At 64.0% G+C, this 25,004-nt stretch carries 21 protein-coding genes; 9 read left to right on the forward strand and 12 right to left on the reverse strand.

Translation table 11 applies throughout. The annotated features are described in order from the left end of the window. Positions 1-144: 144 nt before the first annotated feature. A complete protein-coding gene (locus tag E2583_RS21955; RefSeq protein WP_291598650.1) occupies positions 145-1,125 on the forward strand; it encodes an AraC family transcriptional regulator in 981 nt (326 codons plus the stop codon). A 263-nt stretch (positions 1,126-1,388) separates the two neighbouring features. Here E2583_RS21955 and E2583_RS21960 read toward each other — a convergent pair whose 3' ends face one another. The 4 genes from E2583_RS21960 to E2583_RS21975 all read right to left on the reverse strand — a co-directional run bounded on the left by E2583_RS21960 (position 1,389) and on the right by E2583_RS21975 (position 5,435). Next, the gene (locus E2583_RS21960) at positions 1,389-2,939 is read right to left on the reverse strand and encodes an FAD-binding oxidoreductase (protein ID WP_291598653.1); all 1,551 of its coding nucleotides are present in this window, start codon (positions 2,937-2,939) and stop codon (positions 1,389-1,391) included. Positions 2,940-2,957: 18 nt separating this feature from the next. Next, positions 2,958-3,473, reverse strand: coding sequence for a hypothetical protein (locus E2583_RS21965; protein ID WP_291598655.1), 516 nt, complete (start codon positions 3,471-3,473; stop codon positions 2,958-2,960). 13 nt (positions 3,474-3,486) lie between these two features. Beyond that, positions 3,487-3,807: a cytochrome c gene (locus E2583_RS21970; RefSeq protein WP_291598657.1), complete on the reverse strand. Its 321-nt coding sequence runs from the start codon at positions 3,805-3,807 to the stop codon at positions 3,487-3,489. 176 nt (positions 3,808-3,983) lie between these two features. Next, on the reverse strand, positions 3,984-5,435 hold the full coding sequence (locus tag E2583_RS21975) for an aldehyde dehydrogenase (RefSeq protein ID WP_291598659.1): 1,452 nt from the start codon (positions 5,433-5,435) through the stop codon (positions 3,984-3,986). Positions 5,436-5,790: 355 nt separating this feature from the next. On the opposite strand from E2583_RS21975, the gene E2583_RS21980 reads away from it, so the two are divergent. From E2583_RS21980 to E2583_RS21990, 3 genes are all read left to right on the forward strand, one after another. Further along, positions 5,791-6,741, forward strand: a complete 951-nt coding sequence (locus E2583_RS21980; protein WP_291598660.1) for a helix-turn-helix domain-containing protein — start codon at positions 5,791-5,793, stop codon at positions 6,739-6,741. A gap of 71 nt (positions 6,742-6,812) precedes the next feature. After that, on the forward strand, positions 6,813-7,937 hold the full coding sequence (locus tag E2583_RS21985) for a cupin domain-containing protein (RefSeq protein WP_291598662.1): 1,125 nt from the start codon (positions 6,813-6,815) through the stop codon (positions 7,935-7,937). A 377-nt stretch (positions 7,938-8,314) separates the two neighbouring features. Continuing rightward, positions 8,315-8,581 carry a hypothetical protein gene (locus tag E2583_RS21990; protein WP_034359978.1) on the forward strand — a complete coding sequence of 89 codons (267 nt, stop codon included), beginning with the start codon at positions 8,315-8,317 and terminating at the stop codon, positions 8,579-8,581. A gap of 249 nt (positions 8,582-8,830) precedes the next feature. Here the strand turns inward: E2583_RS21990 and bamC are convergent, their stop codons facing one another. From bamC to E2583_RS22020, 6 genes are all read right to left on the reverse strand, one after another. Beyond that, positions 8,831-9,943 carry an outer membrane protein assembly factor BamC gene (gene bamC / locus E2583_RS21995; protein ID WP_291598665.1) on the reverse strand — a complete coding sequence of 371 codons (1,113 nt, stop codon included), beginning with the start codon at positions 9,941-9,943 and terminating at the stop codon, positions 8,831-8,833. 63 nt (positions 9,944-10,006) lie between these two features. Next, entirely contained in the window at positions 10,007-10,903 is an 897-nt protein-coding gene (gene dapA / locus E2583_RS22000) for a 4-hydroxy-tetrahydrodipicolinate synthase (RefSeq protein ID WP_291598666.1), read from the reverse strand. 365 nt (positions 10,904-11,268) lie between these two features. Continuing rightward, the gene (locus E2583_RS22005) at positions 11,269-11,856 is read right to left on the reverse strand and encodes a methyltransferase domain-containing protein (RefSeq protein WP_291598668.1); all 588 of its coding nucleotides are present in this window, start codon (positions 11,854-11,856) and stop codon (positions 11,269-11,271) included. Between the two features lie 81 nt (positions 11,857-11,937). Continuing rightward, complete coding sequence (locus E2583_RS22010; protein ID WP_291598670.1) at positions 11,938-12,750, reverse strand: SDR family oxidoreductase; 813 nt, start codon at positions 12,748-12,750, stop codon at positions 11,938-11,940. Between the two features lie 42 nt (positions 12,751-12,792). Continuing rightward, positions 12,793-12,924 carry a hypothetical protein gene (locus E2583_RS22015; protein ID WP_291598671.1) on the reverse strand — a complete coding sequence of 44 codons (132 nt, stop codon included), beginning with the start codon at positions 12,922-12,924 and terminating at the stop codon, positions 12,793-12,795. A gap of 16 nt (positions 12,925-12,940) precedes the next feature. Further along, a complete protein-coding gene (locus E2583_RS22020; RefSeq protein WP_291598685.1) occupies positions 12,941-14,137 on the reverse strand; it encodes an MFS transporter in 1,197 nt (398 codons plus the stop codon). Positions 14,138-14,555: 418 nt separating this feature from the next. Here E2583_RS22020 and E2583_RS22025 point away from each other — a divergent pair, with 418 nt between their 5' ends. Genes E2583_RS22025 through parC form a run of 3 tightly spaced genes read left to right on the forward strand, consistent with a single transcriptional unit; the run spans position 14,556 to position 19,877 of the window. Beyond that, positions 14,556-16,526, forward strand: coding sequence for a DNA topoisomerase IV subunit B (locus E2583_RS22025; RefSeq protein WP_291598673.1), 1,971 nt, complete (start codon positions 14,556-14,558; stop codon positions 16,524-16,526). 53 nt (positions 16,527-16,579) lie between these two features. Continuing rightward, positions 16,580-17,446 carry a lytic transglycosylase domain-containing protein gene (locus E2583_RS22030; protein WP_003057666.1) on the forward strand — a complete coding sequence of 289 codons (867 nt, stop codon included), beginning with the start codon at positions 16,580-16,582 and terminating at the stop codon, positions 17,444-17,446. 40 nt (positions 17,447-17,486) lie between these two features. After that, on the forward strand, positions 17,487-19,877 hold the full coding sequence (parC, locus tag E2583_RS22035) for a DNA topoisomerase IV subunit A (RefSeq protein ID WP_291598676.1): 2,391 nt from the start codon (positions 17,487-17,489) through the stop codon (positions 19,875-19,877). A gap of 128 nt (positions 19,878-20,005) precedes the next feature. Here the strand turns inward: parC and pdxY are convergent, their stop codons facing one another. Both pdxY and E2583_RS22045 read right to left on the reverse strand, forming a co-directional pair. Further along, a complete protein-coding gene (pdxY, locus tag E2583_RS22040; protein ID WP_291598679.1) occupies positions 20,006-20,890 on the reverse strand; it encodes a pyridoxal kinase PdxY in 885 nt (294 codons plus the stop codon). A 36-nt stretch (positions 20,891-20,926) separates the two neighbouring features. After that, positions 20,927-21,388 (reverse strand): RidA family protein, encoded by a 462-nt coding sequence (locus E2583_RS22045; RefSeq protein ID WP_291598680.1) that lies wholly within the window; start codon positions 21,386-21,388, stop codon positions 20,927-20,929. A gap of 208 nt (positions 21,389-21,596) precedes the next feature. On the opposite strand from E2583_RS22045, the gene E2583_RS22050 reads away from it, so the two are divergent. Both E2583_RS22050 and E2583_RS22055 read left to right on the forward strand, forming a co-directional pair. Then, positions 21,597-24,086, forward strand: coding sequence for a DNA internalization-related competence protein ComEC/Rec2 (locus tag E2583_RS22050; protein ID WP_291598681.1), 2,490 nt, complete (start codon positions 21,597-21,599; stop codon positions 24,084-24,086). Between the two features lie 161 nt (positions 24,087-24,247). Continuing rightward, positions 24,248-25,004 (forward strand): circularly permuted type 2 ATP-grasp protein (locus tag E2583_RS22055; RefSeq protein WP_291598683.1); only part of this gene is annotated, 757 nt, incomplete at its 3' end.

Here is a 25,004-nt window from a genome sequence, read left to right on the forward strand (position 1 = left end):
GTCTGGGCGTGCATTGCGTCTTGTCTGAGCATGCAAGTGTCTGTGGGTAAACACTGATTTCCCTGCGAGGCGCCGGTTTTGCCCGGACCCGGGTCCGCGCAGCTGGGGATAATGAAGCATCCTGTTACTTCTTCAGGAGCCCAGATGCGGCCAGACATTCCTGCCAACCAAGTGATCGAGAAGATGACCGAGATGCAAGGTGCTCAAGCCGTGGGTGCCTGGCAGCACTGGATGTCCACGCTTTACGGACTCGAGAGCGATGTTTATGGCGACCACCATTTCTCGGCGCGGCTGGGCACCTTCGAGCTGGGGGCGGTGGGCATGACCCGGATCGAGGCCGGTCGTCATCGCGTGCGGCGCACTTCGGCCAGCATGGCTCGTCACAGCACCGACTTCCTCAAGATCGTGGCCCCCTGGCACGGCGAAGCCCGCGTCTGCCAGAACGGACGCGAGGCCGTGGCGCGCAGCGGCCAGTGGCTGATCTATGACACCACCCAGGAGTACGAGGTGCTCAACCCGGAGTGGTGCGAGCACCTGATCATCACCCTGCCCAAAAGCCGCTTCGAAGACCATGGCCGCGCCATCGACGGCCTCATGGGGCGCTATGTGGGAGGCAGCGAAGGCGTGTCCCGCATTGCGCTGGACATGATGCGCGGCACGTTCGCCGAATGCCGGGCCATGGGCCAGGGACTGGCCCAGCATGTGACGGATTCGCTGCTGCAGCTGATCCAGCTGTCCCTGCTCGATGCCTGCGGTCGTGCCGCCTCGCTGAGCGCCAGCGAGCTGCTGCTGGGCCGCATCAAGGCCTATGTGCGCCAGCATCTGCGCGATCCGGCCCTGAGCGTCGATGCCGTGGCCGCCGCGCTCAACTGCAGCAAGCGCCATCTCTACAACGCCTTTGCCGATGAGAGCCTGTCCATCAGCCAGCATATCTGGGCCGAGCGCGTGGCCCTGTTCCAGCGTGAGCTGCTCAGTCCTGCCAACCGTCACTGCACCCTGACGGAGCTGGCGCTGGCCAGCGGCTTTGCCAGCGGCGCGCATCTGAGCCGCCTGTTCAAGCAGCATACGGGGCAGACGCCGGCGCAGTTCAGGGCTGGTGTGCAAGCATCCAGCCTGCTGAATTAAACGTCAAAATGACCTTGAGCCCAATATCAGAAATCGCTGACAGCTATTGATGTAATAGCAATCAAGGAAGAAGAAAGCCACCTGGCGTTTTCAAATCAGGTGGCTTTAAAAATCAGTGGCTACGGGTGCGGCACTTGAGCAGGCATGCTTTGAAGGAGAAGACCGCAAGCAAGGGCCGCCCCGCAGCGAAGCTGTCGTCCCCCTCCCATTGCGCGAAGCGCGTAGAGAGAGGGGGAAGGCGCGGAAGCGCCTCAGGGGAAGCCTCAGATATCAATCCCGCATTTGCCTGGAGCCAGAATGCCGTTGGGGTCCAGGGCACGCTTGATCTTGCGTTCGATATCGCGCTTGACCGGACCGTAGCTCTGCGCCACGCGCTCCTGAAAGGCCGTGTTCACACGGTACACGGCATAGCCTTCCTTTTCGAACTCGTCCAGCAACTCGGCAAAGCAGGCGTTGGCACGCCTGGTTTCCTCTTCGTTGCTGCGGTCGTATAGCACGTCGATGACATGGTGCATGTCGCGCCATCCGACAATGAACTCGCCCACATAGTCCAGGCCATGCTTGTTGAGGATTTTCTTGGCCAGTGACTTCTGCTTGTCGCACTCGCTGCCGCGCGCCTGCGACACAGGGGCAAACCACATCGAGCCGCCACCCCCGCGCCAGTTGTAGAGGCCGAATTCCTGCAGGTTGGGTACGCCTGACATCAGCTGGGCACGGTACTTGAAGGGCTGGGTGTCGCCAGCCATTTCTTCGGTGATCAGGCGGCCCTTGCCCAGCTTCCTGAGCGCGTCCTGCACGATCTTGAAGTTGACGTCAACCTGCTCCCTGGTGCCGTACAGCGCCGCGTACACATTCCAGGCACCCAGATGCTTGTCCTTCTGGATCTGCTTGAGGATGGCGTCGGGCGTATGGCCGGGCTCGGTGGTGTAGTCGGAGCGGCGGGTGTTGCAGGTGGAGGCTTCCCACAGCACGCCGGCGATCACCACGGAGTTGGGGATGACCTGGGAGATGCGCAGGGGGCGGATGAATTCCACGATCTCGGAGATGTCGCTGTCGTCGTCGAACTGGATTTCCAGCGGCTTGAAGACCGGGGGCTTGGGCATCAGCCAGAAACCCATCTTGGTGCAGATGCCGTAGTTGGACTGGGTGAACATGCCGTCCAGTGTCGGGCCGTAACCCCATTTGAACACCTGCCAGGCCTTGTCGCCCCTGACGCCGCCCATGCCGGTTCGCAGTACGTCGCCGTTGGCCATCACCACTTCCATGCCGCACTGCATCATGAAATGTTCGCCATAGGGCGTGTAGCCCACGCCTCGGTCCATGGTGTTGCCCAGAGGGCCGGCAATGGCCGAGGGGGCCGAGAACGACAGCATCAAGGGAATGTTGTTCTCTTCGAGGTAGTCGTAGAGCATCTGGTAGGTCACGCCGGGCTCGACCAGTGCCGTGCACAGTTCGGGATCCACGTGGATGATCTTGTTCATCTTGCGCAGATCCAGCACCACCTGGCCGCGCTGGCCCGGTGCGGCCGAGCCGTAGCCGAAGTTGCGGCCGGTGGAGATGGTCCACACGGGCACCTTGTGCGCATTGCAGATCTTGACGACCTGCTGCACCTGCTCCACGGTGGTGGCCGTCACCACGGCCGAAGGTGTGTGCTCTTCGGTGGGCACAGCCATCATCACCTTGGTGTAGGGACGAACCAGCTCGTCCTTGATCATCACATTGTCTTCGCCCAGGGCTTTCCTGAATTGGGCGATGGCCGCATCAAAGCCGCTCTCGCTCATGCCTTTGGGCAGGGCCATGTATTTGCTTGTCATGCTCTGCTTTCCTTGTTTCTAGATGACGCAGCTGAAGGACACGCGGGCTTCGTTGCCGGTGACTGCTGTAGAGATGTTCATGGCTTGGCCGGAGGCCAGCGATTGGCCCAGTGCCCTGGCCCAGCCAGCGGCGGCGCCATCCACGCGATGGTGCTCCATGGCCAGCACGCGGCCCCCGCAAGAGCGGACCAGATCCAGCACCAGCGTGGCCGAGGCATCATCGAGCAGTCCCACCAGCAGGGTTTCCTGACCGTCAGCCAGCAGCTCGCCCAATTGGTTGAAAGCGGCGCTGTCCAGACCTTGAAGGCCGGTGTGCACCGCGTTGCGGCTCGCACCCTGAACACCGGCCGCAAAGGCCGTGTCCAGAGCGCTGGCGTGCATGGAGGAGGTCACGGCCAGCACCTGGGTGCAACGGGTGGCTGTGCAGACGGTACGGTCTTCAGCGGAGGTGGCAGTCTGTGCCCAGCCTATGCCGGAGACCGCCAGGCCGGCAGCGGTCAGGCCTTTGAGAAGAGAGCGACGATCGGCTTGCATTGCATCGTTCTCCCTACTGCCCGGCCGGCTTGGCGGCCTGGGGAGCCTCTGTCTTGGACAGATAGTTTGCCAGGTCTTCCAGCGTGGCATCGTCGATATCGGTCACGCGAAAGGACGGCATGGCGTTCATGCCGTTGCGCGCGATGATCACGTAGGTCGCGGGCGGAAAGCCGCGCCCCTTGATGACGGGACCTATGCCGGCCTCGTGGCATTTGGCGCAAGTCTTTTCGTAGAAGCGCTGGCCGGGGCCAGTGCCGTGAGAGTCCGCCGCCGAGGCGGCGAGGCTGAGGCCAGACAGCAGGGCTGCCAGGGCCAGTGGGGAGGCATGTTTCAACGTGGGTCTCCGGTGGTTCTGTGGGTCGGCAGACACAAGGCGCAGCGTGGGATGCGCGCCTTGCCCATGCGGGCGCTGCAGCTGAGGTCTGTGCCTCATGGCCCAACGCCCGTGATGGAGGTTTCAAGCGAAGACGGCAGTCCTGCCTGCCGGCATGGACCGCTGTCCTGTGCGCTTCAGAAGGGGTAGTGGCGCGGGCGGGTCTGCAGGGTGATCCAGCGGGTATCGGTGAACGCATCGATACCCGCCTGACCGCCGAAGTGACCGTAGCCCGAGTTCTTCACGCCGCCGAAAGGCATCTGTGCTTCGTCGTGCACCGTAGGGCCGTTGACGTGGCAGATGCCCGCCTCGATGCGGCTGGCCACGCGCCAGCCGCGGGCGGTGTCTTTGGTGTAGACGGCGGAAGACAGGCCGAACTCGTTGTCGTTGGCCATGGCGATGGCTTGCTCCTCGCCGCGCACGCGCACGATGGCCTTCACCGGAGCAAAGGTCTCCTCGCGGAAGATGCGCATCTCTGGAGTCACGCCATCGATCAGCGTGGCGGCCATCAGGGTGTCGCCGGCCTTGCCTCCGCACAGAATCCTGGCTCCCTTGCTCACTGCATCGTCGATGAGTTCGTTGACGCGGTGTACGGTGTTCATGTCCACGACGGAGCCCAGCACCACGGGCCCCTGGCGCGGGTCGCCCAGGGGCAGGGCTTGGGCGCGCTGCACCAGTTTGGCGATGAATTCCTCGGCCACGGCCTCGTCCACGATGATGCGTTCGGTGGACATGCAGATCTGGCCCGAGTTGGCAAAGGCACCAAAGGTGCAGCCGGCCACGGCGGCATCGATGTCGGCATCGTCAAGCACCACGAACGGGGCCTTGCCGCCCAGCTCCAGAATGACGGGCTTGAGGTATTTGGCGCAGGTCTGGCCGATGATGCGGCCCACGCGCGTGGAGCCTGTGAAGTTCACGCGGCGCACGGCGGGGTGGGCCACCATGGCCTCGACCACTGCACCGGCGTCTTCGGGCGCATTGGTCACAAAGTTCACCACGCCCGGCGGCAAGCCGCTTTCCTGCAGCGCTTCGATGATCAGGCCGTGGGTGGCGGGGCACAGTTCCGAGCCCTTGAGGATCACGGTATTGCCGCAGGCCAGCGGCGTGGCAATGGCTCGTACGGCCAAAATGACGGGGGCATTCCACGGAGCGATGCCCAGCACCACGCCGGCAGGCTGGCGCACGGCCATGGCCAGGCTGCCGGGAATGTCCGAAGGAATCAGCTGGCCGTTGATCTGGGTGGTCAGCGATGCGGCCTCGAGAAACATATTGGCCGCCAGATGCACATTGAAGCCGGCCCAAATGCCGGAGGCGCCGGTTTCTGCTGCCATGGCTGCGGCAAAGGCCTCGGACTTGGCTTCCAGTGCCTGGGAGGCCTTCAGCAGCATCAGCCGGCGTTCTGTGGGGCCCAGGGCTGCCCAGGCGGGGAAAGCGGCCTGAGCGGCCTCCACGGCACGCACTGCATCGGCGCTTGTGGCTGCCGGGGCACGCGTGGCAACCGATCCGTCCAGAGGGTTCCGGCGCTCGAAAGTGGCGCCATTGCTGGCCTGTGCGCTCTGGCCACCGATGAGCATGCGTGGTTCAATCATCTTTGTTTCCTTCACTACCAAGGGCGCATGACCGCAGTCACTGCCTGTTGATGCATGTTGAAAAAAGCGAGACGGGTCCCGTTGCGCGAAGCTTGTGTCACCGGGCTTGTCTGCACCTTTTCTTGAGTTCCGCCTGACACTGGCGTGTGAGTGATCGTAGGAAAAGCCTCGGCTGCTTGCTGTGCACAATGTGCACAAACCGTTTGACGAATCGTGCATGCGGCCTAGGGTTTGCACTAGATCGAGTCCCTGCCAGGAGATTCGTCGCGCTGCAGGCACGACGGTGCTCACTTACCGATAATGGGTGCACTTTGCCGGGACAGGCAGAGATCGATACAACGAGGAGTCAAGGCCCATGACCACGCCCGTGGTACTGAGTACCGATGGTCTTCCCGAGAAAGAAACGGCGCCCGCCTGGCAGGACTGGATGGCGCAGCTGTTCTCGGGGCTGGAGACGGATCTGTATGGCGACACCTGTTTTGACGGGCATCTGAGCGTGGCCTACGCAGGCGATGTCATGCTCACCAAGCTGGATGCCGGGCGCCACCGCGTCGTGCGCGACGGCCACCGTCTGCGCGACAGTGAAGCGGCCTATCTCAAGATCGTGGCCCCCTGGAGCGGCCATGCGGAGGTGCAGCAGTGCGGCAGCAAGACCTGCGTGAGCAACGGCAGCTGGGCCATCTATGACACCTCCCAGCCCTATGTGGTGGCCAACCCGCAGCACACGGAGCACCTGATCATGATGGTGCCCAAACAAAGCATTGCCGAGCGAGGCCTGCGTCTGGACAACCTCATGGGGCGGTCCGTGGGGGGCAGCGCCGGCATCGCCCGCATTGCTCTGCAGACCATGCGCAGCACCTATCAGGAGCTCGACCAGATGACGGCTCCGCTGGCGCGTCGCGCCGGGGAGCTGCTGGTGGACATGGTGCACCTGTCCCTGCAGGCGCTGGGCGGGCAGGCCACGGCGGTGACCCAGAAGCAGGCCCTGTACGACCGTATCTGCGAGCATGTGGCCAGCCATGTTCGGGACCCCGGCCTGTCGGTCGATCAGGTGGCCGAAGCGCTCAATTGCAGTCGTCGGCATCTGCACAACGCGTTTGCGGGGCGAGACCAGTCGCTTGGCGGCTTCATCCAGCAAAGCCGGCTGGAGCTTTGCATGCGGGAGCTGCATTCCCCGGCGCTCGCGCACCGGACCATTACAGAGATTGCCGTGGGCTGCGGTTTTGGCAGCAGCGCTCACTTCAGTCGGGCCTTCAAGGCCCATGTCGGCATGTCGCCGTCCGAATTCAGGGCGCTCGGTCATTGATCTGTGCCGACCGGCGTTTTCAAGGCCTATAGGACAATGCAGTCCGTTGCTTAGAAAGCAGGACTGTATTCATGGACATCAATACGCCGCTCACCCTGCTGGGTGGACTTACCGCTTCTCAATTCATGCGCAAGCACTGGCATAAAAAGCCTTTGCTGGTGCGCCAGGCCATCCCTGGCTTCAAGGCCCCGATTCCGCGTGCTCGCCTGCTGGCCATGGCGGGCGAAGAGGGCGTGGAGTCGCGCCTGATCCAGCAGCTGGAAGGCGATAACTGGAAGCTCAGCCACGGCCCGCTGTCCCGGCGCAGCCTGCCTGCATTGACCAAGCCGGGCTGGACGGTGCTGGTGCAGGGCGTGGACATGCATGACGCCAAGGCGCACGAGCTGCTGCAGCAATTTCGCTTTGTGCCCGAGGCGCGTCTCGATGATCTGATGATCAGCTTTGCCACCGATCAAGGCGGCGTGGGGCCCCACTTCGACAGCTATGACGTCTTCCTGCTGCAGGCCCATGGCAAGCGCCGCTGGCGCATCGGTCGTCAGAAGGACCTGTCGCTTCAGCCGGGCAAGCCGCTGAAGATCCTCTCCCATTTCGAGCCCGAAGAGGAGTTCGTTCTGGAGCCGGGCGATATGCTGTATCTGCCGCCCAAGTGGGCCCATGACGGCGTGGCCGAGGGCGAGTGCATGACCTATTCGATCGGCTTTCGCTCGCCCGATCGCAGCGAGCTGGGTCGCGAGTTGCTGCTGCGCATGTCGGACGAGCCCGATGAACCCGAGGCGTCGGTCATCTATCGCGATCCCAAGCAGGAGGCCGTGAGCAACCCGGCGCTGATTCCCGAGGGGATGTACGACTTTGCCCGCGAAGCACTCAAGAGGGCCATGGCCGAGCCGCTGGCGCTGGAGCGCGCGCTGGGCGAGTATCTGAGCGACCCCAAGCCCAATGTCTGGTTCGAGCATGGCGATGAAAACGGCATGTTCGAAAGCGTGGTGCTGGATCGTCGCACGCGCATGATGTATGACGCCAGGCACATCTTCATCAATGGCGAGAGCTATCTGGCGGGCGGCCGTGACGCCACGCTGATGCGCAAGCTGGCTGACACCCGGGCGCTGTCGCGCAAGGATCTGGCAACAGCCAGCGATGATGCGCTGGAGTTGCTGTCATCGTGGTTCGATGCGGGCTGGGTTCGCTCAGGCGACTGAAACAGGGTGGACTTGTAACAGCGATCGTGCTAACTTACGGGTTTGTCCTCTGTGGCTGCTGTCGATTTGGAGAGCTTTGTATAGATTATGTAAATCTTCGTCAAAGCTCTGTCAGGGATTTGACAGGAAGAAATTTATGCTCCACAGTGTGACTCAAGGCAAGCGTGGGCTTGCCCGGTAAATGAGAACGCACCGATTTGTGCAGAATTGTTTAGTTGCTGTCAGTATCAGTCAGCAATGGGCAAAACTACTTATAATGCGGTCTGAGTCGAATTTATCGTTTGACCTGATCTGCCATAGCGATCAATAGCTGCAAAAGGCTGACCGTAATGGCAATCTGCATACCGTCTGCTGAACCTACCATTTAGGAAATCGTCATGAAGAACTCTCTGATTCTGGCTACCGTGATCGCTGCTGCTGCCCTGGCTGCTTGCGGCAAGAAGGAAGAAGCTCCTGCTGCTCCCGCTCCTGCTGTGGAAGCTCCTGCTGCTCCCGCTCCTGCTGCTGAAGCACCCGCCGCTCCTGCCGCTGACGCTGCTGCTCCTGCCGCTGACGCTCCTGCTGCCCCCGCCGCTGACGCTCCTGCTGCTCCCGCCGCTGACGCTCCTGCTGCTCCCGCCGCTGAAGCTCCTGCTGCCAAGTAATTTGCGGCAACAGCCAGCCTGAGGCACAGTCCTCGGGCATGAAAAAACCGCACCCAGGTGCGGTTTTTTTGCGTCTGGATTTTGCAGCGGGTTCTTGAGCTGTGGATGTGTGTCGCCATGCAAGGTCTGCACGTGCCTGAACCGGTTCTGGCGGACAAGAGCATGTCACGAGCAGGGAGTTCGATGCGTTCGGACATGAAAAAGCCACCAGGGCCGAGCCTGGTGGCTTTGGGATGTGATCAGCGCTCTTTACTTCAGATCATCGGTGATGATGCGCACGATGCGCTGGCCGTTGGCGCTGCTGTCGGGCTGACCCTGCTCATTGAGCACGCTGACCTGGGACTTGTTGCCATCTCCCTTGACCTGGATCTGGTACTTCTGAGGCGCTGCGGCTTCCTTGCCCTGGCTGAAGATCTTGCTGAAGAAGCCCTTGGACTCCGGCTTGGCGTTGGGGTCCACATACCGAACATAGTAGAGGCCGCGGCTGCGGTCGCGGTCTTCCACGGTGAAGCCGGTGCGATCCAGTGCCACGCCCACACGGCGCCATGCGCGCTCAAAGCCTTCTTCCAGTTGCAGTGTGGGCACGCCATTGATCGTGTCCATGCGTGCGCTGGTCGAGGCGGTGGCTGCAGACTTGTCGGCCTTGGCAACGGCCGAGGCCTGCTCTTCGCTCACGCCGAGCTTGACCATGATGCGGCGCAGGAATTCGGTCTCCAGCTCGGGGTCGCGAGGGCGCGGCTGCCAGATGGTGTTGTCCTTGCGCTCGCTGGTATAGACCTCCTGCATGCCACGGTGGGTGACATAGATGCGGGTCTTGCCATCGGGTTCGCGTTCCAGGCGGGTGCGGAACTTGTCGCGCTCGCTGGTGGAGTAGAGCGAGTCGAACACCTTGCCCAGGCTCCTGCGGATGATGTCCTGGGGCAGCTTGGCTCGGTTTTCGGCCCAGTCGGTTTCGAGAATGCCCAGCTGGCGGTCTTCCATCGCGTAGATGAAGCCGTTTTCCAGCCAGAAATCGCGGGTGGGTTCCCAGAGCTTGTCGGCTCCGCGATCCACCACCAGCCAGTGCTCGGCACCGTCGCGCTCGATGCGGACGTCTCCGATCTGGTTGGCCGCGGTGTTGTTGTCGGTCGGCTTGGCTGCCTTGGCATTGGCCTGCATGGCGGCAGCGGATACCACGCCACCCGGGACGGTATAGCGCGAGTCTTGCGACAGCTGCGTCAGATCCGGAGGCACTTCGAGAGAGGGGGCTTGATTCTTGCCCGCGCTCTTGTAGTCGATCTTGGTCTCTTGGAACGTGGTCGTGCAGGCAGACAGGCCCAGCGCGATGCTGAGCAGGCTCAAACGTGCTGTTTGTTGTTTCACGCGGATTGTCCTTGGGTAGCGTTCAAGCTATGTGCGAAAAACCGCTAGCTTAGCGCAACTCGATCAGAGTACGCCAACTTTACGCAGAGCATCCTCAACAACTGCTTCGCATTGCTCGCTCAGCGGTGTCATGGGCAGGCGCATGGCGGGGCCGCACAAACCCATCCGGGCTGCTGCCCATTTCACGGGAATGGGATTGGCTTCCACAAACAGGCTCTTGTGCAGGGGCATGAGCTTGAACTGGATTTCCATGGCGCGCCTGGTATCGCCAGCCATGGCGGCCTTGCACAGCTCGCTCATCAGACGGGGGGCAACGTTGGCCGTCACGCTGATATTGCCGTGCCCGCCGCACAGCATCAGTGCCACGGCGGTGGGGTCGTCGCCGGAGTACACGCCGAAACCGGCGGGCACGTCGCGGATCAGCCATTGGGCGCGTTCGATGTTGCCGGTGGCTTCCTTGATGCCGATGATGCCCGGGATCTGGGCCAGACGCAGCACGGTGTCATGCTGCATGTCCGCGACCGAGCGGCCGGGCACGTTGTACAGCACCACGGGCAGGTCGCCTGTGGCTTCGGCAATAGCCTTGAAGTGCTGGTACTGGCCTTCCTGTGTGGGCTTGTTGTAGTAGGGAACGACCTGCAGCTGGCTGTCGGCGCCCACCTTCTTGGCGTACCTGGCCAGCTCGATGGCCTCGTGCGTGCTGTTGGCGCCGCAGCCGGCCATGATGGAGACGCGGCCTGCCGCCTGCTCCACGGCGACGCGGATGATTTCGCAATGCTCTTCGACATTCACGGTGGGCGATTCACCGGTGGTGCCGACCACACCGATGCAGTTGGTGCCTTCGGCCACATGCCAGTCGATGAGTTTGCGCAGCGACGGGTAGTCGACGCTACCGTCTTCGAGCATGGGCGTGATGAGGGCAACAATGCTGCCAGTGAGAGCAACGGAGGGTGATGTCATATCCGCAATCAGAAAACGGTAAAAATGGATTCTACAAACAGGGACAGGTGGCGGGCAGTGGTTTGGTGTCCACAGTGTCTAGCAAAACTCTGTTTTTGTCGAAGTGTTGTTGATAAATGACGAAATGACGAAATTTCTAATTTTTGTGCGTCATATTGTTTGTTGACCCCCGTCTGTTTCGGACGGCATGAAAGTCGTTGTACGGCAGCAGGGCCACCGTGACACGGGGCTGCCGCTCCTGCATGTTGATGCGGTCGCCGGGTCCGCAGTCCCACTGCTGGCGAGGTCGGGCATTCGTCGTGGGCAAGCCGCAAGGCGCGGGCAGGCATGGCCTTCGATCTCGGATGCAGTGGCCGGGATCAGACTTACAGCAGCGCGGCGGGGGTGGCAGCACCATCGGGACGGATGGCGGCAATGCGTTGCACCACGCGTTCGGGCTGGGCAAGGCGGCCGTGCTCGTAGGCGACGATGTTCCAGCCTGCGCAGACCTGCAGCAACTCGCCCGGAGCCAGCAGGAACTCGGGGCGCGAAGGTCTGCCGTATGCCTCGTTGCCCTGGGCGAAGGTTTCGTACAGCAGCACGCCGCCGGGCTTGACGCTGCCCAGAATCAGCGGCCACAGCGGACGCCAGAGATAGTTGGTGACGACCACTCCGTCAAAGCTGCGGCCCGTCAGCGGCCAGGAATTGTTCTCGATGTCGGCGGTGATGGTCTCGGCGATATCCGCCACGGAACGGGTCGCTTCGGGCGCCTTGTCCACGCTGGTCAGCGCATGATCCCGGGCCGAGAAGAAACGGGTATGGCGCCCCATGCCGCAGGCCAGGTCCAGCACCGAGCCTTGCGAGCACACCAGATGGGCAAAGCGGGCAATCCAGGCGGAGGGCTCCTGCACGCAGTGGCTGGAGACAGGCGCAGGAGTGGCTGTGGGGGCGGGAGGCTGGGAGTGGCTGGTCATCGTGCGAAAACTATAGCAGTGCCGGCGGCCCCATTCATGCTTGCCCTGTGCGCCGCTGCACCGGCGGCGGTCCGTGCCGCTTCAGTGCGGCTTCACCGTGTCCTGGAGTGCGGCCAGGGCCATGTCTTCCACCATGCCCGGGGCGATCAGCTTGATGAAGCGGCCCAGTTTGCCCTTGCCTGTCATCACCACCTCGCGCTGACGGTGCTTCAGGCCGTCGAGGATGAGGCGCGCGCATTCGGCCACCGTCATCGCGCCGTCTTCCTTGAGGCCGCTGACGCCTGCAGTCTCGCCTCTGGCGTTGTAGCCGTGATGGCGGATGCGTGTATCCACGACACCAGGGTAGGCGGTGGTCACGCTCACGCCGGCAGGCTTGAGCTCGATGCGCAGGGCTTCGAAGAAGCCGGCCATGGCGAACTTGCTCGCGCTATAGGCCGTGCGGCCCGGTACGCCGATCAGGCCGGCCAGTGAGGACACGGCGACGATGGCGCCCCGGCTCGCCTTGAGGTGCGGCAGCGCCGCATGCGTGCACCAGACGCTGCCCCAGAGGTTGATGCGCATCACCTTTTCGTACCAGCCCAGGTCTTGCGCGCTGACCTGTTCGAACAGCGCATGGGCCGAGACCCCGGCGTTGTTGATCAGGACGTCCAGCCCGCCAAACTGCCGCACGGCGGCATCGATCAGCGCGCGGCACTGGGCCTCCTCGCTCACGTCGGTGGGAACTGCCAGCACCTGCGCCCCCAGGGCCCGGCATTGTTCTGCCACGGCTTGAAGATTGCCGGCATTGCGCGCGGCCAGCGTCAGTTGCAACTGGTTCTGATGGGTTTGCGCCAGCTGGCGGGCCATTTCGGCGCCTATGCCGTCCGAGGCTCCGGTGATGATGATGCGGGCCATGCTCTCTCCCGGCCATGCCGCCCGGGCGGCTTGCCCAAGAGCTCAGAAGCAGGCCCAGACCTGGTCTGCCAGTGTGAGCATGAATTCCGGCTGCAGATACAGGGCAAACACCGCCAGCAGCAGCACGAGCACGGAACACCAGATGGAGATGCGTTGCCAGAGTTTGAGCTGCATGGACGTGTCTCCGGTATCAGGCGGCGCCGGGGGCACGGCGGGCAATGGCCGCCTCGCGCACGGGCAGGTTGACGATGGCGGCAAAGATGCCCAGGGCGATCGACAGGTACCAGACCATGTCGTAGTTGCCGTTGATGTCGTAGAGATAGCCGCCCAGCCAGACGCCGAGGAAGCTGCCGATCTGGTGGCTGAAGAAGACAAAGCCGCCCAGCATCGACAGATGCTGCACGCCGAAGATCTGGGCGATGGTGGCGTTGGTCAGCGGCACGGTGGACAGCCACAGAAAGCCCATGGCGGCGCAGAAGGCATAGACGGTCGAGGGCGAGAGCGGGGCGAGCAGGAAGGCCACGGTGGCCACCGAGCGCAGGCCGTAGATGCCGGCGAGCAGATAGCGCTTGGGCAGCCTCTGGCCCAGATTGCCGGCCAGGTAGGTGCCGAAGATATTGAACAGGCCGACCAGGGCCAGCGAATAGCTGGCCACATGGGGCGCCATGCCGAAGTCTTTCAGGTAGCTGGGCATGTGCACGCCGATGAACATGACCTGGAAGCCGCAGACAAAGTAGCCCGCCATCAGCAGCAGAAAGCTGGGGTAGGTCCAGGCTTCCCTGAGCGCCTGGCCCACGGTCTGTTCGCGCTTGACAGGGGAGCTGCCGCCGAAGCCCGGCTCGCGCAGGCCGAAGGCCAGGGCGGCGATCAGCAGCGCGAGCAGCGCCAGTATCAGCAAGGCATTGGACCAGCCGAACTGTGCGATCAGCTTGCCTTCCACGGGCACCATGAAGAACTGACCGAACGAGCCTGCCGCTGCGGCCACGCCCATGGCCCAGCTGCGCCGCGCCACGGGAATCTGCCGGCCCAGCACGCCGTAGATCACGGCATAGGTGGTGCCGGCCTGGGCTGCGCCGATCAGCACGCCTGCCGTCAGCAGGAACACCGTGGCATCGGGCGACAGCGCCATGCCGGCCAGGCCCAGCGCATACAGGATGGCGCCGCCGATCAGTACCTTGAAAGCGCCGATGCGGTCGGCCAGCATGCCGACGAAGATGCCCAGGATGCCCCAGGACAGGTTCTGCACGGCGATGGCCAGGGAAAAGCTCTCGCGCGTCCAGCCCATCTCCTGGGTGATGGGTTGCAGCCACAGGCCGAAGCCGTGGCGTATGCCCATGGAGAGCGTGACGATGGCGCCACCGCACAGAAGAATCTGGGCCATGGACATGGGGGCCGGGTTTGTCTTGGTAGTCATGCCGTGTGTGCGAAAAAAGGTCTGCGAGGCGGTCAGCTCGCCACTTTAACGAAACACGGTGTCTTGCGCCTGCACAGGCCGTCACCTGCGTGGCAGGCCGGCCTGCCAGAATGCGTCAGCGGCAAGGTGGGGCGCAGGCGCTGAAGTGGAGGAGGAAAATAAAAAAGTGAGCGCCTTGCGCAATCCATATAAAGGATATGGATTGAAAACTAGTCATAAAGACTGAATGGCATGCGATAAATGCTATCTTTTTAAGTATGTCTGCAGTGATGCGGACCCGGTAAAAACACGTTGCCAAGACAGATGTTCGGGCTTTGTGCAAGAGTATTGGGAGTAAACAACTGTGAATTTATCCAGCTCTCATCCGGAGAGGCCACTACAATCCGCCCCCATGGCAGTCAAACCGTCCAACGAATATTCCGAAGGCTCGATCCGCGTTCTCAAGGGTCTGGAGCCTGTCAAACAGCGTCCCGGCATGTATACGCGCACCGACAACCCCCTGCACATCCTGCAGGAGGTGATCGACAACGCGGCCGACGAGGCGCTTGCCGGCTACGGCAAGAAAATCAAGTTCACCATGCACGCCGACGGCTCCTACAGCGTGGAGGACGACGGCCGCGGCATTCCCTTCGGTCTGCATCCCGAGGAGAAGGCGCCCGTGGTGGAGCTGGTCTTCACGCGCTTGCATGCGGGCGGCAAGTTCGACAAGGGCAATGGCGGCGCCTACAGCTTCTCGGGCGGTCTGCACGGCGTGGGCGTATCGGTGACGAATGCGCTGGCCACGCGTCTGGAGGTGCAGGTGCACCGCGACGGCCAGGTGGCCACGCTGGTGTTCTCGGGCGGCGATGTGATCGAGCCGCTCAAGGTGCGCCCTCTGCAGGCCGGCGAGCGCAAGCAGGGCACGACGGTACGTGCCTGGCCCGATGCCAAATACTTCGAATCCTCGGCACTGCCCATGGGCGAGCTGGTGCATCTGCTGCGCAGCAAGGCCGTGCTCATGCCCGGCGTGGCCGTTTCGCTGATCAACGAAAAATCGCGTGACACCCAGAGCTGGCAGTTCAAGGGCGGTCTGCGCGACTATCTGGCGCAGAGCCTGCATGGCGAGCCCGTCATCCCCCTGTTCGAAGGCGAGGGCTTTGCCGACAAGAACAACGACAGCTTTGCCGAAGGCGAGGGCGCTGCCTGGTGCGTGGCCTTCACCGAAGACGGCGCGCCGCTGCGCGAAAGCTATGTCAACCTGATTCCCACCACGGCGGGCGGCACGCATGACAGCGGCCTGCGCGACGGCCTGTTCCAGGCCGTCAAGGCGTTCATCGAGATGCACTCGCTGCTGCCCAAGGGCGTCAAGCTCATGCCCGACGACGTGTTTGCGCGCGCCAGCTATGTGCTCAATGCCAAGGTGCTGGACCCCCAGTTCCAGGGCCAGATCAAGGAGCGCCTGAACTCGCGCGACGCCGTGCGTCTGGTCTCGGGCTTTGTGCGCCCGGCGCTGGAGCTGTGGCTCAACGAGCATGTGGACTGGGGCAAGAAGCTGGCCGAGATCGCCATCAAGGCCGCCCAGACCCGCCAGAAAGCCGGCCAGAAGGTGGAAAAGCGCAAGGGAAGCGGCGTGGCCGTGCTGCCCGGCAAGCTGACCGATTGCGAGAGCAAGGACATCGCCGTCAACGAGGTGTTCCTGGTCGAGGGCGACTCTGCCGGCGGCAGCGCCAAGATGGGCCGCGACAAGGAAACCCAGGCCATCCTGCCGCTGCGCGGCAAGGTGCTCAACACATGGGAGGTGGACCGCGACCGGCTGTTTGCCAACAACGAAATCCACGATATCTCGGTGGCGATCGGCGTGGACCCGCATGGCCCCCATGACGAGCCCGACCTGTCCGGCCTGCGCTACGGCAAGATCTGCATACTCTCGGATGCGGACGTGGACGGATCGCATATCCAGGTGCTGCTGCTGACGCTGTTCTTCAAGCATTTTCCCAAGCTCATCGAGGCTGGTCACATCCATGTGGCGCTGCCGCCGCTGTTCCGTGTGGATGTGCCTGCGCGCGGCAAGAAGCCCGCCATCAAGGTCTATGCGCTGGATGCCGGCGAGCTCGATGCCATCATCGAGAAATGTGCCAAGGACGGCGTGCCGCGCGAGAAATGCCAGGTCAGCCGTTTCAAGGGCCTGGGCGAGATGAATGCCGAACAGCTGTGGGAAACCACGCTGAACCCCGATACGCGTCGTCTGCTGCCGGTGCAGTTCATGAACCTGGACTTCGCCCAGTCGGAAGCCGTGGTCACCAAGCTCATGGGCAAGGGCGAAGCCGCCGCCCGCCGCGAGCTGATGGAGCTGCATGGCGATGCCGTGGAGGTCGATATCTAGGCGGGCGTTGCAACGCCTGCACTAGCGGTCACTAGCGGTCGATGGAGCCAGCCATGCACAAGCCCATGTTCGATGCCTCACCCAGCCAGCTGCCTGCGCGCGGCGGGTTCGCGTCTGTGCGTTTGCGACGTGCGGTGGCAGCTGCCCTGCTGGCGGGCTCGGGCTGGCTGGCCCTGGCGCCGGCGGCGCATGCCGATCTCTGGGCCTATGTCGACGAATTCGGCGTCACGCACTTTGCGGCCGAGGCGCTGGACGAACGCTACAAGCTGTTCTTCAGGGGCGAGCTCTACGACAGCAGCCAGCCGGGTCTGCAGCTGAAGCCGGATTCAGCGGCCGAGGGGCTCAACGCCCGCACGCGCATGCAGAGCTTTTTCGAGGTCTCGCCGCGCTACAAGAGCGTGAGGCCGCATCTGCAGAAGGCGGCCGAGAGAACCGGCGTGGACTATGACCTGATCAAGGCCGTGATCGCCGTGGAGTCCGGCTTTGATGCCCAGGCAGTCTCACCCAAGGGCGCTGTCGGTCTGATGCAGCTGATGCCAGCCACGGCCGAGCGCTTTGGCGTGGCGGCCAGCAAAAAGCGCAGCCTGCAGCAGCAGCTGGTCGACCCGGCCGTGAACGTGCCTGCCGGCGCGCGCTATCTGAGCTATCTGATGGACTTGTTCCCGGGCCGGCTCGATCTGGTGCTGGCCGCCTATAACGCGGGCGAAGGTGCGGTGCAGAAGTTTGGCAAGGCGATTCCGCCCTATAAAGAAACAATGAATTACGTCAAGGCCGTCACGGGCATCTACGAGCAGCTGCAGGCAGCCAGGCCCCTGAGCGGCCGGCTGGCTGCGGCCGGCTCGGCTGGCCGCGGCGGCTCCCGCATACGCATGACTCTGCCGGGCGCGGCCCCTGCGGCCGCGGACGCGCAAATACCTTGAGTCGCCGGATCGGCGCAATTTGGAACATCACAAAGAATTCATGAGCGATCAAACCACACTGGATTTGTCTCAACAAGCCGCTGGCGATGCATTGGACCTGGGTCAATACGCACAGCGCGCCTACCTCGAATACGCCTTGTCGGTGGTCAAGGGCCGTGCCCTGCCGGATGTCAGCGACGGCCTCAAGCCCGTGCAGCGTCGCATTCTCTATGCCATGGACCGCATGGGCCTGGGCTACAGCGGCCCGAACGGCAACACGGCGGCCAAGCCCGTCAAGAGCGCCCGTGTCGTCGGCGACGTGCTGGGCCGCTTTCACCCGCACGGGGACCAGTCGGCCTATGACGCGCTGGTGCGCATGGCGCAGGACTTCAATCAGCGCTACCCCCTGGTCGACGGCCAGGGCAACTTCGGCAGCCGCGACGGCGACGGTGCTGCTGCCATGCGTTATACCGAGGCACGCCTGTCCAAGATCACCGGCCTGCTGCTCGACGAAATCGACATGGGAACGGTGGACTTCGTCCCCAACTACGACGGGAGCACGCAGGAGCCCAAGCAGCTTCCAGCCCGCCTGCCGTTCTCGCTGCTCAATGGTGCCAGCGGCATTGCCGTGGGTCTGGCAACGGAAATCCCGAGTCACAATCTGCCTGAGGTGGCGGCGGCCTGCGTGGCCCTGATCAAGAAGCCGCAATTGCCCGAGGAGGAGCTGCTGGCGCTGATTCCCGGGCCCGACTATCCGGGGGGCGGCCAGATCATCTCGTCCAGCAGCGACATCGCCGATGCCTACCGCACCGGCCGCGGCAGTCTCAAAGTGCGCGCGCGCTGGAAGATCGAAGAGCTGGCGCGCGGCCAGTGGCAACTGGTGGTGACCGAGCTGCCGCCCGGCGTGTCGGCCCAGAAGGTGCTCGAGGAGATCGAGGACATCACCAATCCCAAGGTCAAGACCGGCAAGAAGGCGCTGAGCCAGGAGCAGACCCAGCTCAAGGCCAGCATGCTGGCCGTGCTGGACTGCGTGCGCGACGAGTCGAGCAAGGATGCGCCGGTGCGCATCGTGTTCGAGCCCAAGACCGGCAAGATTCCGCAGTCGGAGCTGATCACGGCGCTGCTGGCCCACACCAGCCTGGAGTCCTCGAGCTCGATCAATCTGACCAGCATCGGCCTCGATGGCCGCCCGGTGCAGAAGTCGCTGCGCCAGATGCTGGAGGAGTGGATTGCCTTCCGCTTCCAGACCGTGACGCGTCGCAGCCAGCACCGGCTGGAGAAGGTGCTGGATCGCATCCATATCCTCGAGGGCCGTCAGGCCGTGCTGCTCAATATCGACAAGGTCATTGCCATCATCCGTGCCAGCGATGAACCCAAGCAGGCCCTGATCGACGCCTTCCATCTCTCCGAGCGTCAGGCCGAGGACATTCTGGAAATCCGTCTGCGTCAGCTGGCCCGCCTTGAAGCCATCAAGATCGAGCAGGAGCTCAAGGAGCTGCGCAGCGAGCAGGGCAAGCTCGAGGACATCCTGGGCAGCGAGGCGACCATGCGCCGCCTGATCTGCAAGGAAATCGAGGCCGATGCCAAGACCTTTGGCGATGCGCGCCGCACGCTGATCCACGAGGAGAAAAAGGTGGTGGCCGAGGTCAAGGTGGTGGATGAACCCACGACCGTGATCATTTCCGAAAAGGGCTGGGTGCGCACGCGTCAGGGTCATGGCGTGGATGCAGGCACGCTGAGCTTCAAGGCCGGAGACAGCCTCTATGGCACTTTCGAGTGCCGCACGGTCGATCAGTTGCTGGCCTTCGGCAGCAACGGTCGGGTCTATTCGGTGCCGGTGTCGGCCCTGCCGGGCGGACGCGGTGACGGCCAGCCCGTGACGACGATGATCGAACTCGAAGCCGGCACCCAGCTGTTGCACTACTTTGCCGGCAGCGAAAGCACGCAGCTGCTGTTGTCCGGCTCGGGCGCCTATGGCTTCACGGCGAACGTGGGCGATATGGTCTCGCGCCAGAAGGCCGGCAAGGCCTTTGTCACGCTGGGCGAGGGCGAGACGCTGTGCGCACCGTCGGTGGTGCATGGCGTGCCGATGAATGCGCGTGCCGAATATGTGGATGGCGGCGAGCAGGGAGCGGGCTTGTTGAACCCCGCCAGCCATGTGATCTGCGCGTCGGTGGGCGGTCGCATCCTGACCTTCGAGATCGCCGAGCTCAAGGCCATGCCCAAGGGCGGACGCGGGCTGATGCTGATCAGTCTGGAAGACAAGGATCAACTGGCCGGCGCGGCTGCCTACACGCGCAGCATTCGCCTGGACGGCGTGGGGCGCGGCGGCAAGCCGCGTACCGAGACGCTGGAGATCCGCAGCCTCAACAACGCCCGCAGCAACCGTGGCCGCAAGGGCAAGGCCGCCGACCTGGGCTTCAAGCCCCAGGCGGTGACACGCGTGGAATAACATTCAGCGCGCCAGTCCAAAAGCCGTGCATTGCACGGCTTTTTGTGGGTCGCATGGATGGTGACCGCGCACCTTGATGGTGCCGCTGCGGCGACGCCGAACCAGTCTGGTGCGCGGGCGGCTGCGGTCTACGCCGCCAGCAGCCTGGCTTCGAACCTTCGGGATGGCTGATGGATCTGGTCGCGGCAGGCGACCAGGGGCAGGTCACGCTGCCCCGATTCGGTGCGGGAGACCAGGGCATACAGGGTGCTCACGGCCCTGGACACGGCATCGGGCACGGTGCGTCCTTGAATCAGATGGCCCAGCAGCACGGCCGAGAACACATCGCCCATGCCGTTGGGCAGGGGGTGCAGGTCGATATAGGGCGTCTGCACCAGCCAGCACCGCTCGGCCGTCACGGCCAGCGTGGCCAGTTGGTCGGCAGGCAGATCGTCGGTGCGCAGGCTGGTGACGACGATCAGGGGCGAGGGGCTGTGATGCAGCTGCGCGAGCATGCTGCGGGCTGCCTGGGCGGCCGCCTCCACGGTGGTCAGCGGCTGGCCGCCGCACAGCAGCTCGAACTCGTAGTGGTTGGGCGTGATGACGCTGGCCTGGGACAGCGCGCGCTTGCGCAGAAAGTCCGGGATGCCGGGGCGCACGAATACGCCGCGCCCCACATCGCCCATGACCGGGTCGCACAGATAGTGGGCCGCGGGCTGGGCGGCGCGCACTTCCTGTACGGCTGCCAGAATGGCTTCGCCCACGCCGGCATCGCCCAGATAGCCCGAGAGCACGGCCGTGCAGCGCGCCAGCACGCCACGGGCGCGCAGGCCGTCCAGCACGTCCTGTACATGGGCAGGCGTGAAGACCTGGCCCTTGAATTCGCCATAGCCCGTGTGGTTGGAGAACTGCACCGTATGCACGGCCACGGGCTCCAGGCCCAGCAACTGCAGTGGCAGCATGGCGGCGTCGTTGCCCACATGGCCGTAGGCGACATGGGATTGAATGCTCAGAACCAGAGGTGGCGTTGTCATGGCGGTGCAGTGAGGCGGTGTCGGCAGTTCCGTGAGTTAGTCGGCCAGTTCGGCCATCAGCTCGATTTCCACGCAGCAACCCAGGGGAATCTGGGCCACGCCGAAGGCGCTGCGGGCGTGCTTGCCGGCTTCGCCGAAGACTTCGCCCAGCAGCTCGCTGCAGCCGTTGGTGACCAGATGCTGCTCGGTATAGCTGGTGCTGGAGTTGACCAGGCTCATGACCTTGACAATGCGCTTGACGCGATTCAGATCGCCGCCGCAGGCGTGCTGCAGCGTGCCCATCAGGTCCACGGCCACGGCGCGCGCGGCCTGCTTGCCCTCTTCGGTCGTCATGTTCTCGCCCAGCTTGCCGACCCAGGGCTGGCCGTTCTGCTTGGCGATATGGCCGCTGAGGAACACCAGATTGCCGGTCTGCATATAGGGCAGGTAGGCGGCGGCAGGCAGGGCCACCTCGGGCAGGGTGATGTTCAGTGCTTTGAGTTTTTCGTAGACGCTCATGACGGGCTCCAAAATGTGAGGTGGCTGAAGATGGGCAAGTTTGACACAGGGCGGGCCTGCACATCGATAGTCCTGGCACCGCGGTCATAGCTTTTGAATCGATGGCTGCTCGCACAATGAGAGCCAATGTTTGAACTGTTCTGGTGTCCAAGGCAGGGCAGGGATAGTCGCAATGCTGGGCGAAGACGCTCGCTTCTAGCATGGCAGCATGCCGCGCCATCAGACTCCAAGCACCCAGCATCACCGCCTGTCTTGGCTGGCTCCGCTCTGGGGCTGCGTGCTGGGCGCCGCCTGGCAGGTGACTCAGGCCAGGCTCTGGCAACTGTCCCTCTACCAGCTTCTGCTGGCCTGGGGACTGCTGATGCTGTTGCTGGCTCGCCGATGGCGTGTGCGACCGCGACTGAGCTGGTGGCTGCTGGTGGCGGGCGGAGCCTGCTGTGTGGCGGGGCTGACCGGCTGGCGCGCCCATGCCTATCTGCAGCGGACCCTGCCCCCGGCGCTGGAGGCCGTGGATCTGCAGGTGGAGGGGCGCATTGCGTCCATGCTCCAGAACCAGGCCAACGGCCAGCGCTGGCGTTTTGTGGTGGAGCGCGCGGACGCGGGCGTGCCGCAAGTGCTGGAACTGTCCTGGTACGGCCCCTTCGGTCAGGTGGCGAATGCCGGCCGCCCCCTGGTGGCGGCCTGGGCTCAGGGCGTGGCGCTGAGTCCCGGTCAGCGCTGGCGTATGACGGTACGCATCAAGCGCCCGCATGGCTCGCGCAATCCGCATGGCTTCGACTATGAGCTGCTGGCCTGGGAGCAGGGCGTGCAGGCCACGGGCTATGTGCGCGACCGTCCCGCGCCCGAGCTTTTGGCGGTGACGACCCAATATCCGTTGCAACGCTGGCGGCAGTGGCTGCGCAATCGTATCGAGGGCGAGTCATCGCGCCTGCAGCAGGGCTTGCCCGGTACCGATGCCCTGCGTGCTCAGGCCGCGCTGGGCGTGGTGGCAGCGTTGGCCGTGGGCGACCAGCAGGCGATTGACCGCAAGGACTGGACGGTGTTTCGTCAGACGGGTGTGGCGCATCTGATGAGCATTTCAGGCCTGCACATCACGATGTTTGCCTGGCTGGCCGGCCTGGTGGTCGGTCGCATGTGGAGGCTCAGTGCCACCGCTTGCCGCTGGGTCCCTGCCCCGCGCGCAGCCCTGGCCATGGGCGTGGTGCTGGCGGCGGCGTATGCCTTGTTCAGCGGCTGGGGGCTGCCCGCGCAGCGAACGATCTGCATGCTGACCGTGGCGGCGCTGCTGCAGTGGCTGGGCTTGCGCTGGCCCTGGGCATGTGTCTGGCTGCTGGCGCTGGCGGTGATTGTCGTGGCCGACCCCTGGGCGCTGTGGCAGGCCGGGTTCTGGCTCAGTTTCGTCGCGGTTGGCGTATTGCTGGCTTCGGGCTCTGCAGGTGGGTCAGCCGATGACAGGAGCACGGTGCCGCGATTTGCGGCCAAGCTGAAGGCACTGTGGCGCGAGCAGTGGCTGATCTCGCTGGCACTGGCGCCGCTGGGGCTGCTGCTGTTCGGGCAGGTCTCCATCGTGGGCTTGCTTGCGAATCTGCTGGCCATTCCCTGGGTGACGCTGGTGGTCACACCGCTGGCCTTGCTGGCGGCGTTTCTGCCCATCGCCGCCAGCGCTGCCGCTGTCGCCTTGCTGCCCTTGATGCAGCTGTTGCAGTGGCTGGCCGATCTGCCTGGCGCAGTATGGGCTCTGCCGCAACCTGCCTGGTGGGCCAGCGTGCTGGCGATAGCGGCCGGATTGCTGGTGATTGCGCCATTGCCGCTCAGGTTGCGGCTGGTGGCGGCCCTGTTGGCCCTGCCTGCCTTGTTCTGGCCCCAGGCGGGGCCGCGTGTGGGCGAGTTCGAGCTGCTGGCGGTGGATGTCGGCCAGGGCAATGCCGTCATCATCAGTACCTCCGGACACCGCCTGCTTTACGACGCAGGGCCGCAATACAGCCGGCAAAGCGATGCCGGTGAGCGTGTCCTCTTGCCCTTGCTGGCTGCGCAGGGCATGCAGCTCGATGCCATGATGCTCAGTCACAGCGACAAGGATCACACAGGCGGAGCCCTGGCCGTCAAGGCCGCTGAACGCGGTGCCAGCGTCTGGGGCTCGGACTCGGTGATTCAGGACCCGCAACTGGCGGCCCTGGCACCGGTGCAGCGCTGTACGCGGGGTCAGCAATGGCAATGGGATGGCGTGGCGTTTGAAGTGCTGCATCCGCCGGCAGGAGAGGCCTGGCTCGATGGGCGCAAGGCCAGGCCCAATTTTGGAAGCTGCGTGCTGCGCCTGCGCTCGGCCAGTGGCCGTGTGGCGCTGCTGGCCGGAGACATCGAGGCTGCACAGGAGCAACAACTGCTGCAAACCAGTCTGGACGAGCCCGTGGATTGGCTGCTGGTGCCGCACCATGGCAGCAAGACGTCATCGACCGCCTCCTGGGTCGCAACGCTGCGCCCGCGCTGGGCGGTGGTGCAGGCGGGCTATCGGAACCGCTTCGGGCACCCGGTGGAAGCCGTGGTGCAGCGATACCGGGCGGTGGGTAGCCGGCTGGTGGCGCAGGATCGCTGCGGCGCGGCCTACTGGAGTTCTGCGCAGCCGGAAAAATTGGAATGCGAGCGCCTGATTCGGGCGCATTATTGGGATGTACATGCCGTCTCTCCGGGGTCGCCCTGAGAAACTGGCATGGGGCTTGCATTGATGCGGTACCGCCCTTCGGGCGGTGGCAGAGATGCAAGGTTGCGCACGCGTTGCCAGGCAGCTGGCCTGGCGCGGCGTCGCTAAACTGAAACCCGCGGCTTGCATGCGTGAGCCGCGGCAGAAAAAGGGAGGACAGGATGCGCACATTCGATGAGATGTATCTGAACTCGCCCGCCGAAGGTGCAGCGGTGCGAGACCACTATCGGGACTATGCGCAGTGGCTCGGCAAACAATCGCAGGACTATCTGCGCGCCCGCAGTGCCGAGGCGGAAATCGTGTTCCGCCGCGTGGGCATCACCTTCGCCGTCTACGGCGACAAGGACGAGAGCGGGGCCGGCACGGAGCGCCTGATTCCATTCGATCTGATCCCGCGCATCATTCCGGCCCATGAGTGGGTCAGCATGCAGGCCGGTCTGGCCCAGCGCGTGAAGGCGCTGAACTGCTTCATCCGTGACGCCTACCACGGGCAGGACATGGTTCGCGCCGGCCTGATCCCGACGGAGCTGGTGCGTGGCAACAGCCAGTACCGGCCCGAGATGGAAGGCATACAGGTGCCCAACGATGTCTATGCCAACATTGCCGGCATCGATATCGTGCGCGCACCCGACGAGCAGGGCAACGGCATCTACTACGTGCTGGAGGACAACCTGCGCGTGCCATCGGGCGTTTCCTACATGCTGGAGAACCGCCGCATGACCATGCGCCTGTTCCCCGAGCTGTTCGGCAAGCACGCCGTGGCGCCCGTGGCCCACTATCCCGACATGCTGCTCGACACCCTGCGAGCCAGTGCGCCGTCAGGCGTGCTGGAGCCGACGGTGGTGGTGCTGACGCCGGGCATGTACAACAGCGCCTATTTCGAGCATGCCTTCCTGGCCCAGCAGATGGGGGTGGAGC

The sequence above is a fragment of the Comamonas sp. genome, assembly GCF_009360615.1.
In the GTDB taxonomy this organism is placed as follows: Bacteria; Pseudomonadota; Gammaproteobacteria; order Burkholderiales; family Burkholderiaceae_C; genus Comamonas.

What these genes read in the sequence shown, in the direction of transcription:
- E2583_RS21990 (WP_034359978.1), top strand. Translation starts at nt 8,315, where the DNA reads ATGAAGAACTCTCTGATTCTGGCTACCGTGATCGCTGCTGCTGCCCTG.
- E2583_RS22015 (WP_291598671.1), bottom strand. Translation starts at nt 12,924, where the DNA reads ATGCAGCTCAAACTCTGGCAACGCATCTCCATCTGGTGTTCCGTGCTC.
- E2583_RS22025 (WP_291598673.1), top strand. Translation starts at nt 14,556, where the DNA reads ATGGCAGTCAAACCGTCCAACGAATATTCCGAAGGCTCGATCCGCGTT.
- E2583_RS22005 (WP_291598668.1), bottom strand. Translation starts at nt 11,856, where the DNA reads ATGACCAGCCACTCCCAGCCTCCCGCCCCCACAGCCACTCCTGCGCCT.
- E2583_RS21955 (WP_291598650.1), top strand. Translation starts at nt 145, where the DNA reads ATGCGGCCAGACATTCCTGCCAACCAAGTGATCGAGAAGATGACCGAG.
- parC (WP_291598676.1), top strand. Translation starts at nt 17,487, where the DNA reads ATGAGCGATCAAACCACACTGGATTTGTCTCAACAAGCCGCTGGCGAT.
- E2583_RS22050 (WP_291598681.1), top strand. Translation starts at nt 21,597, where the DNA reads ATGCCGCGCCATCAGACTCCAAGCACCCAGCATCACCGCCTGTCTTGG.
- dapA (WP_291598666.1), bottom strand. Translation starts at nt 10,903, where the DNA reads ATGACATCACCCTCCGTTGCTCTCACTGGCAGCATTGTTGCCCTCATC.
- E2583_RS22020 (WP_291598685.1), bottom strand. Translation starts at nt 14,137, where the DNA reads ATGTCCATGGCCCAGATTCTTCTGTGCGGTGGCGCCATCGTCACGCTC.
- E2583_RS21965 (WP_291598655.1), bottom strand. Translation starts at nt 3,473, where the DNA reads ATGCAAGCCGATCGTCGCTCTCTTCTCAAAGGCCTGACCGCTGCCGGC.
- E2583_RS21960 (WP_291598653.1), bottom strand. Translation starts at nt 2,939, where the DNA reads ATGACAAGCAAATACATGGCCCTGCCCAAAGGCATGAGCGAGAGCGGC.
- E2583_RS21980 (WP_291598660.1), top strand. Translation starts at nt 5,791, where the DNA reads ATGACCACGCCCGTGGTACTGAGTACCGATGGTCTTCCCGAGAAAGAA.
- E2583_RS22030 (WP_003057666.1), top strand. Translation starts at nt 16,580, where the DNA reads ATGCACAAGCCCATGTTCGATGCCTCACCCAGCCAGCTGCCTGCGCGC.
- E2583_RS22045 (WP_291598680.1), bottom strand. Translation starts at nt 21,388, where the DNA reads ATGAGCGTCTACGAAAAACTCAAAGCACTGAACATCACCCTGCCCGAG.
- E2583_RS21975 (WP_291598659.1), bottom strand. Translation starts at nt 5,435, where the DNA reads ATGATTGAACCACGCATGCTCATCGGTGGCCAGAGCGCACAGGCCAGC.
- E2583_RS22010 (WP_291598670.1), bottom strand. Translation starts at nt 12,750, where the DNA reads ATGGCCCGCATCATCATCACCGGAGCCTCGGACGGCATAGGCGCCGAA.
- pdxY (WP_291598679.1), bottom strand. Translation starts at nt 20,890, where the DNA reads ATGACAACGCCACCTCTGGTTCTGAGCATTCAATCCCATGTCGCCTAC.
- E2583_RS21985 (WP_291598662.1), top strand. Translation starts at nt 6,813, where the DNA reads ATGGACATCAATACGCCGCTCACCCTGCTGGGTGGACTTACCGCTTCT.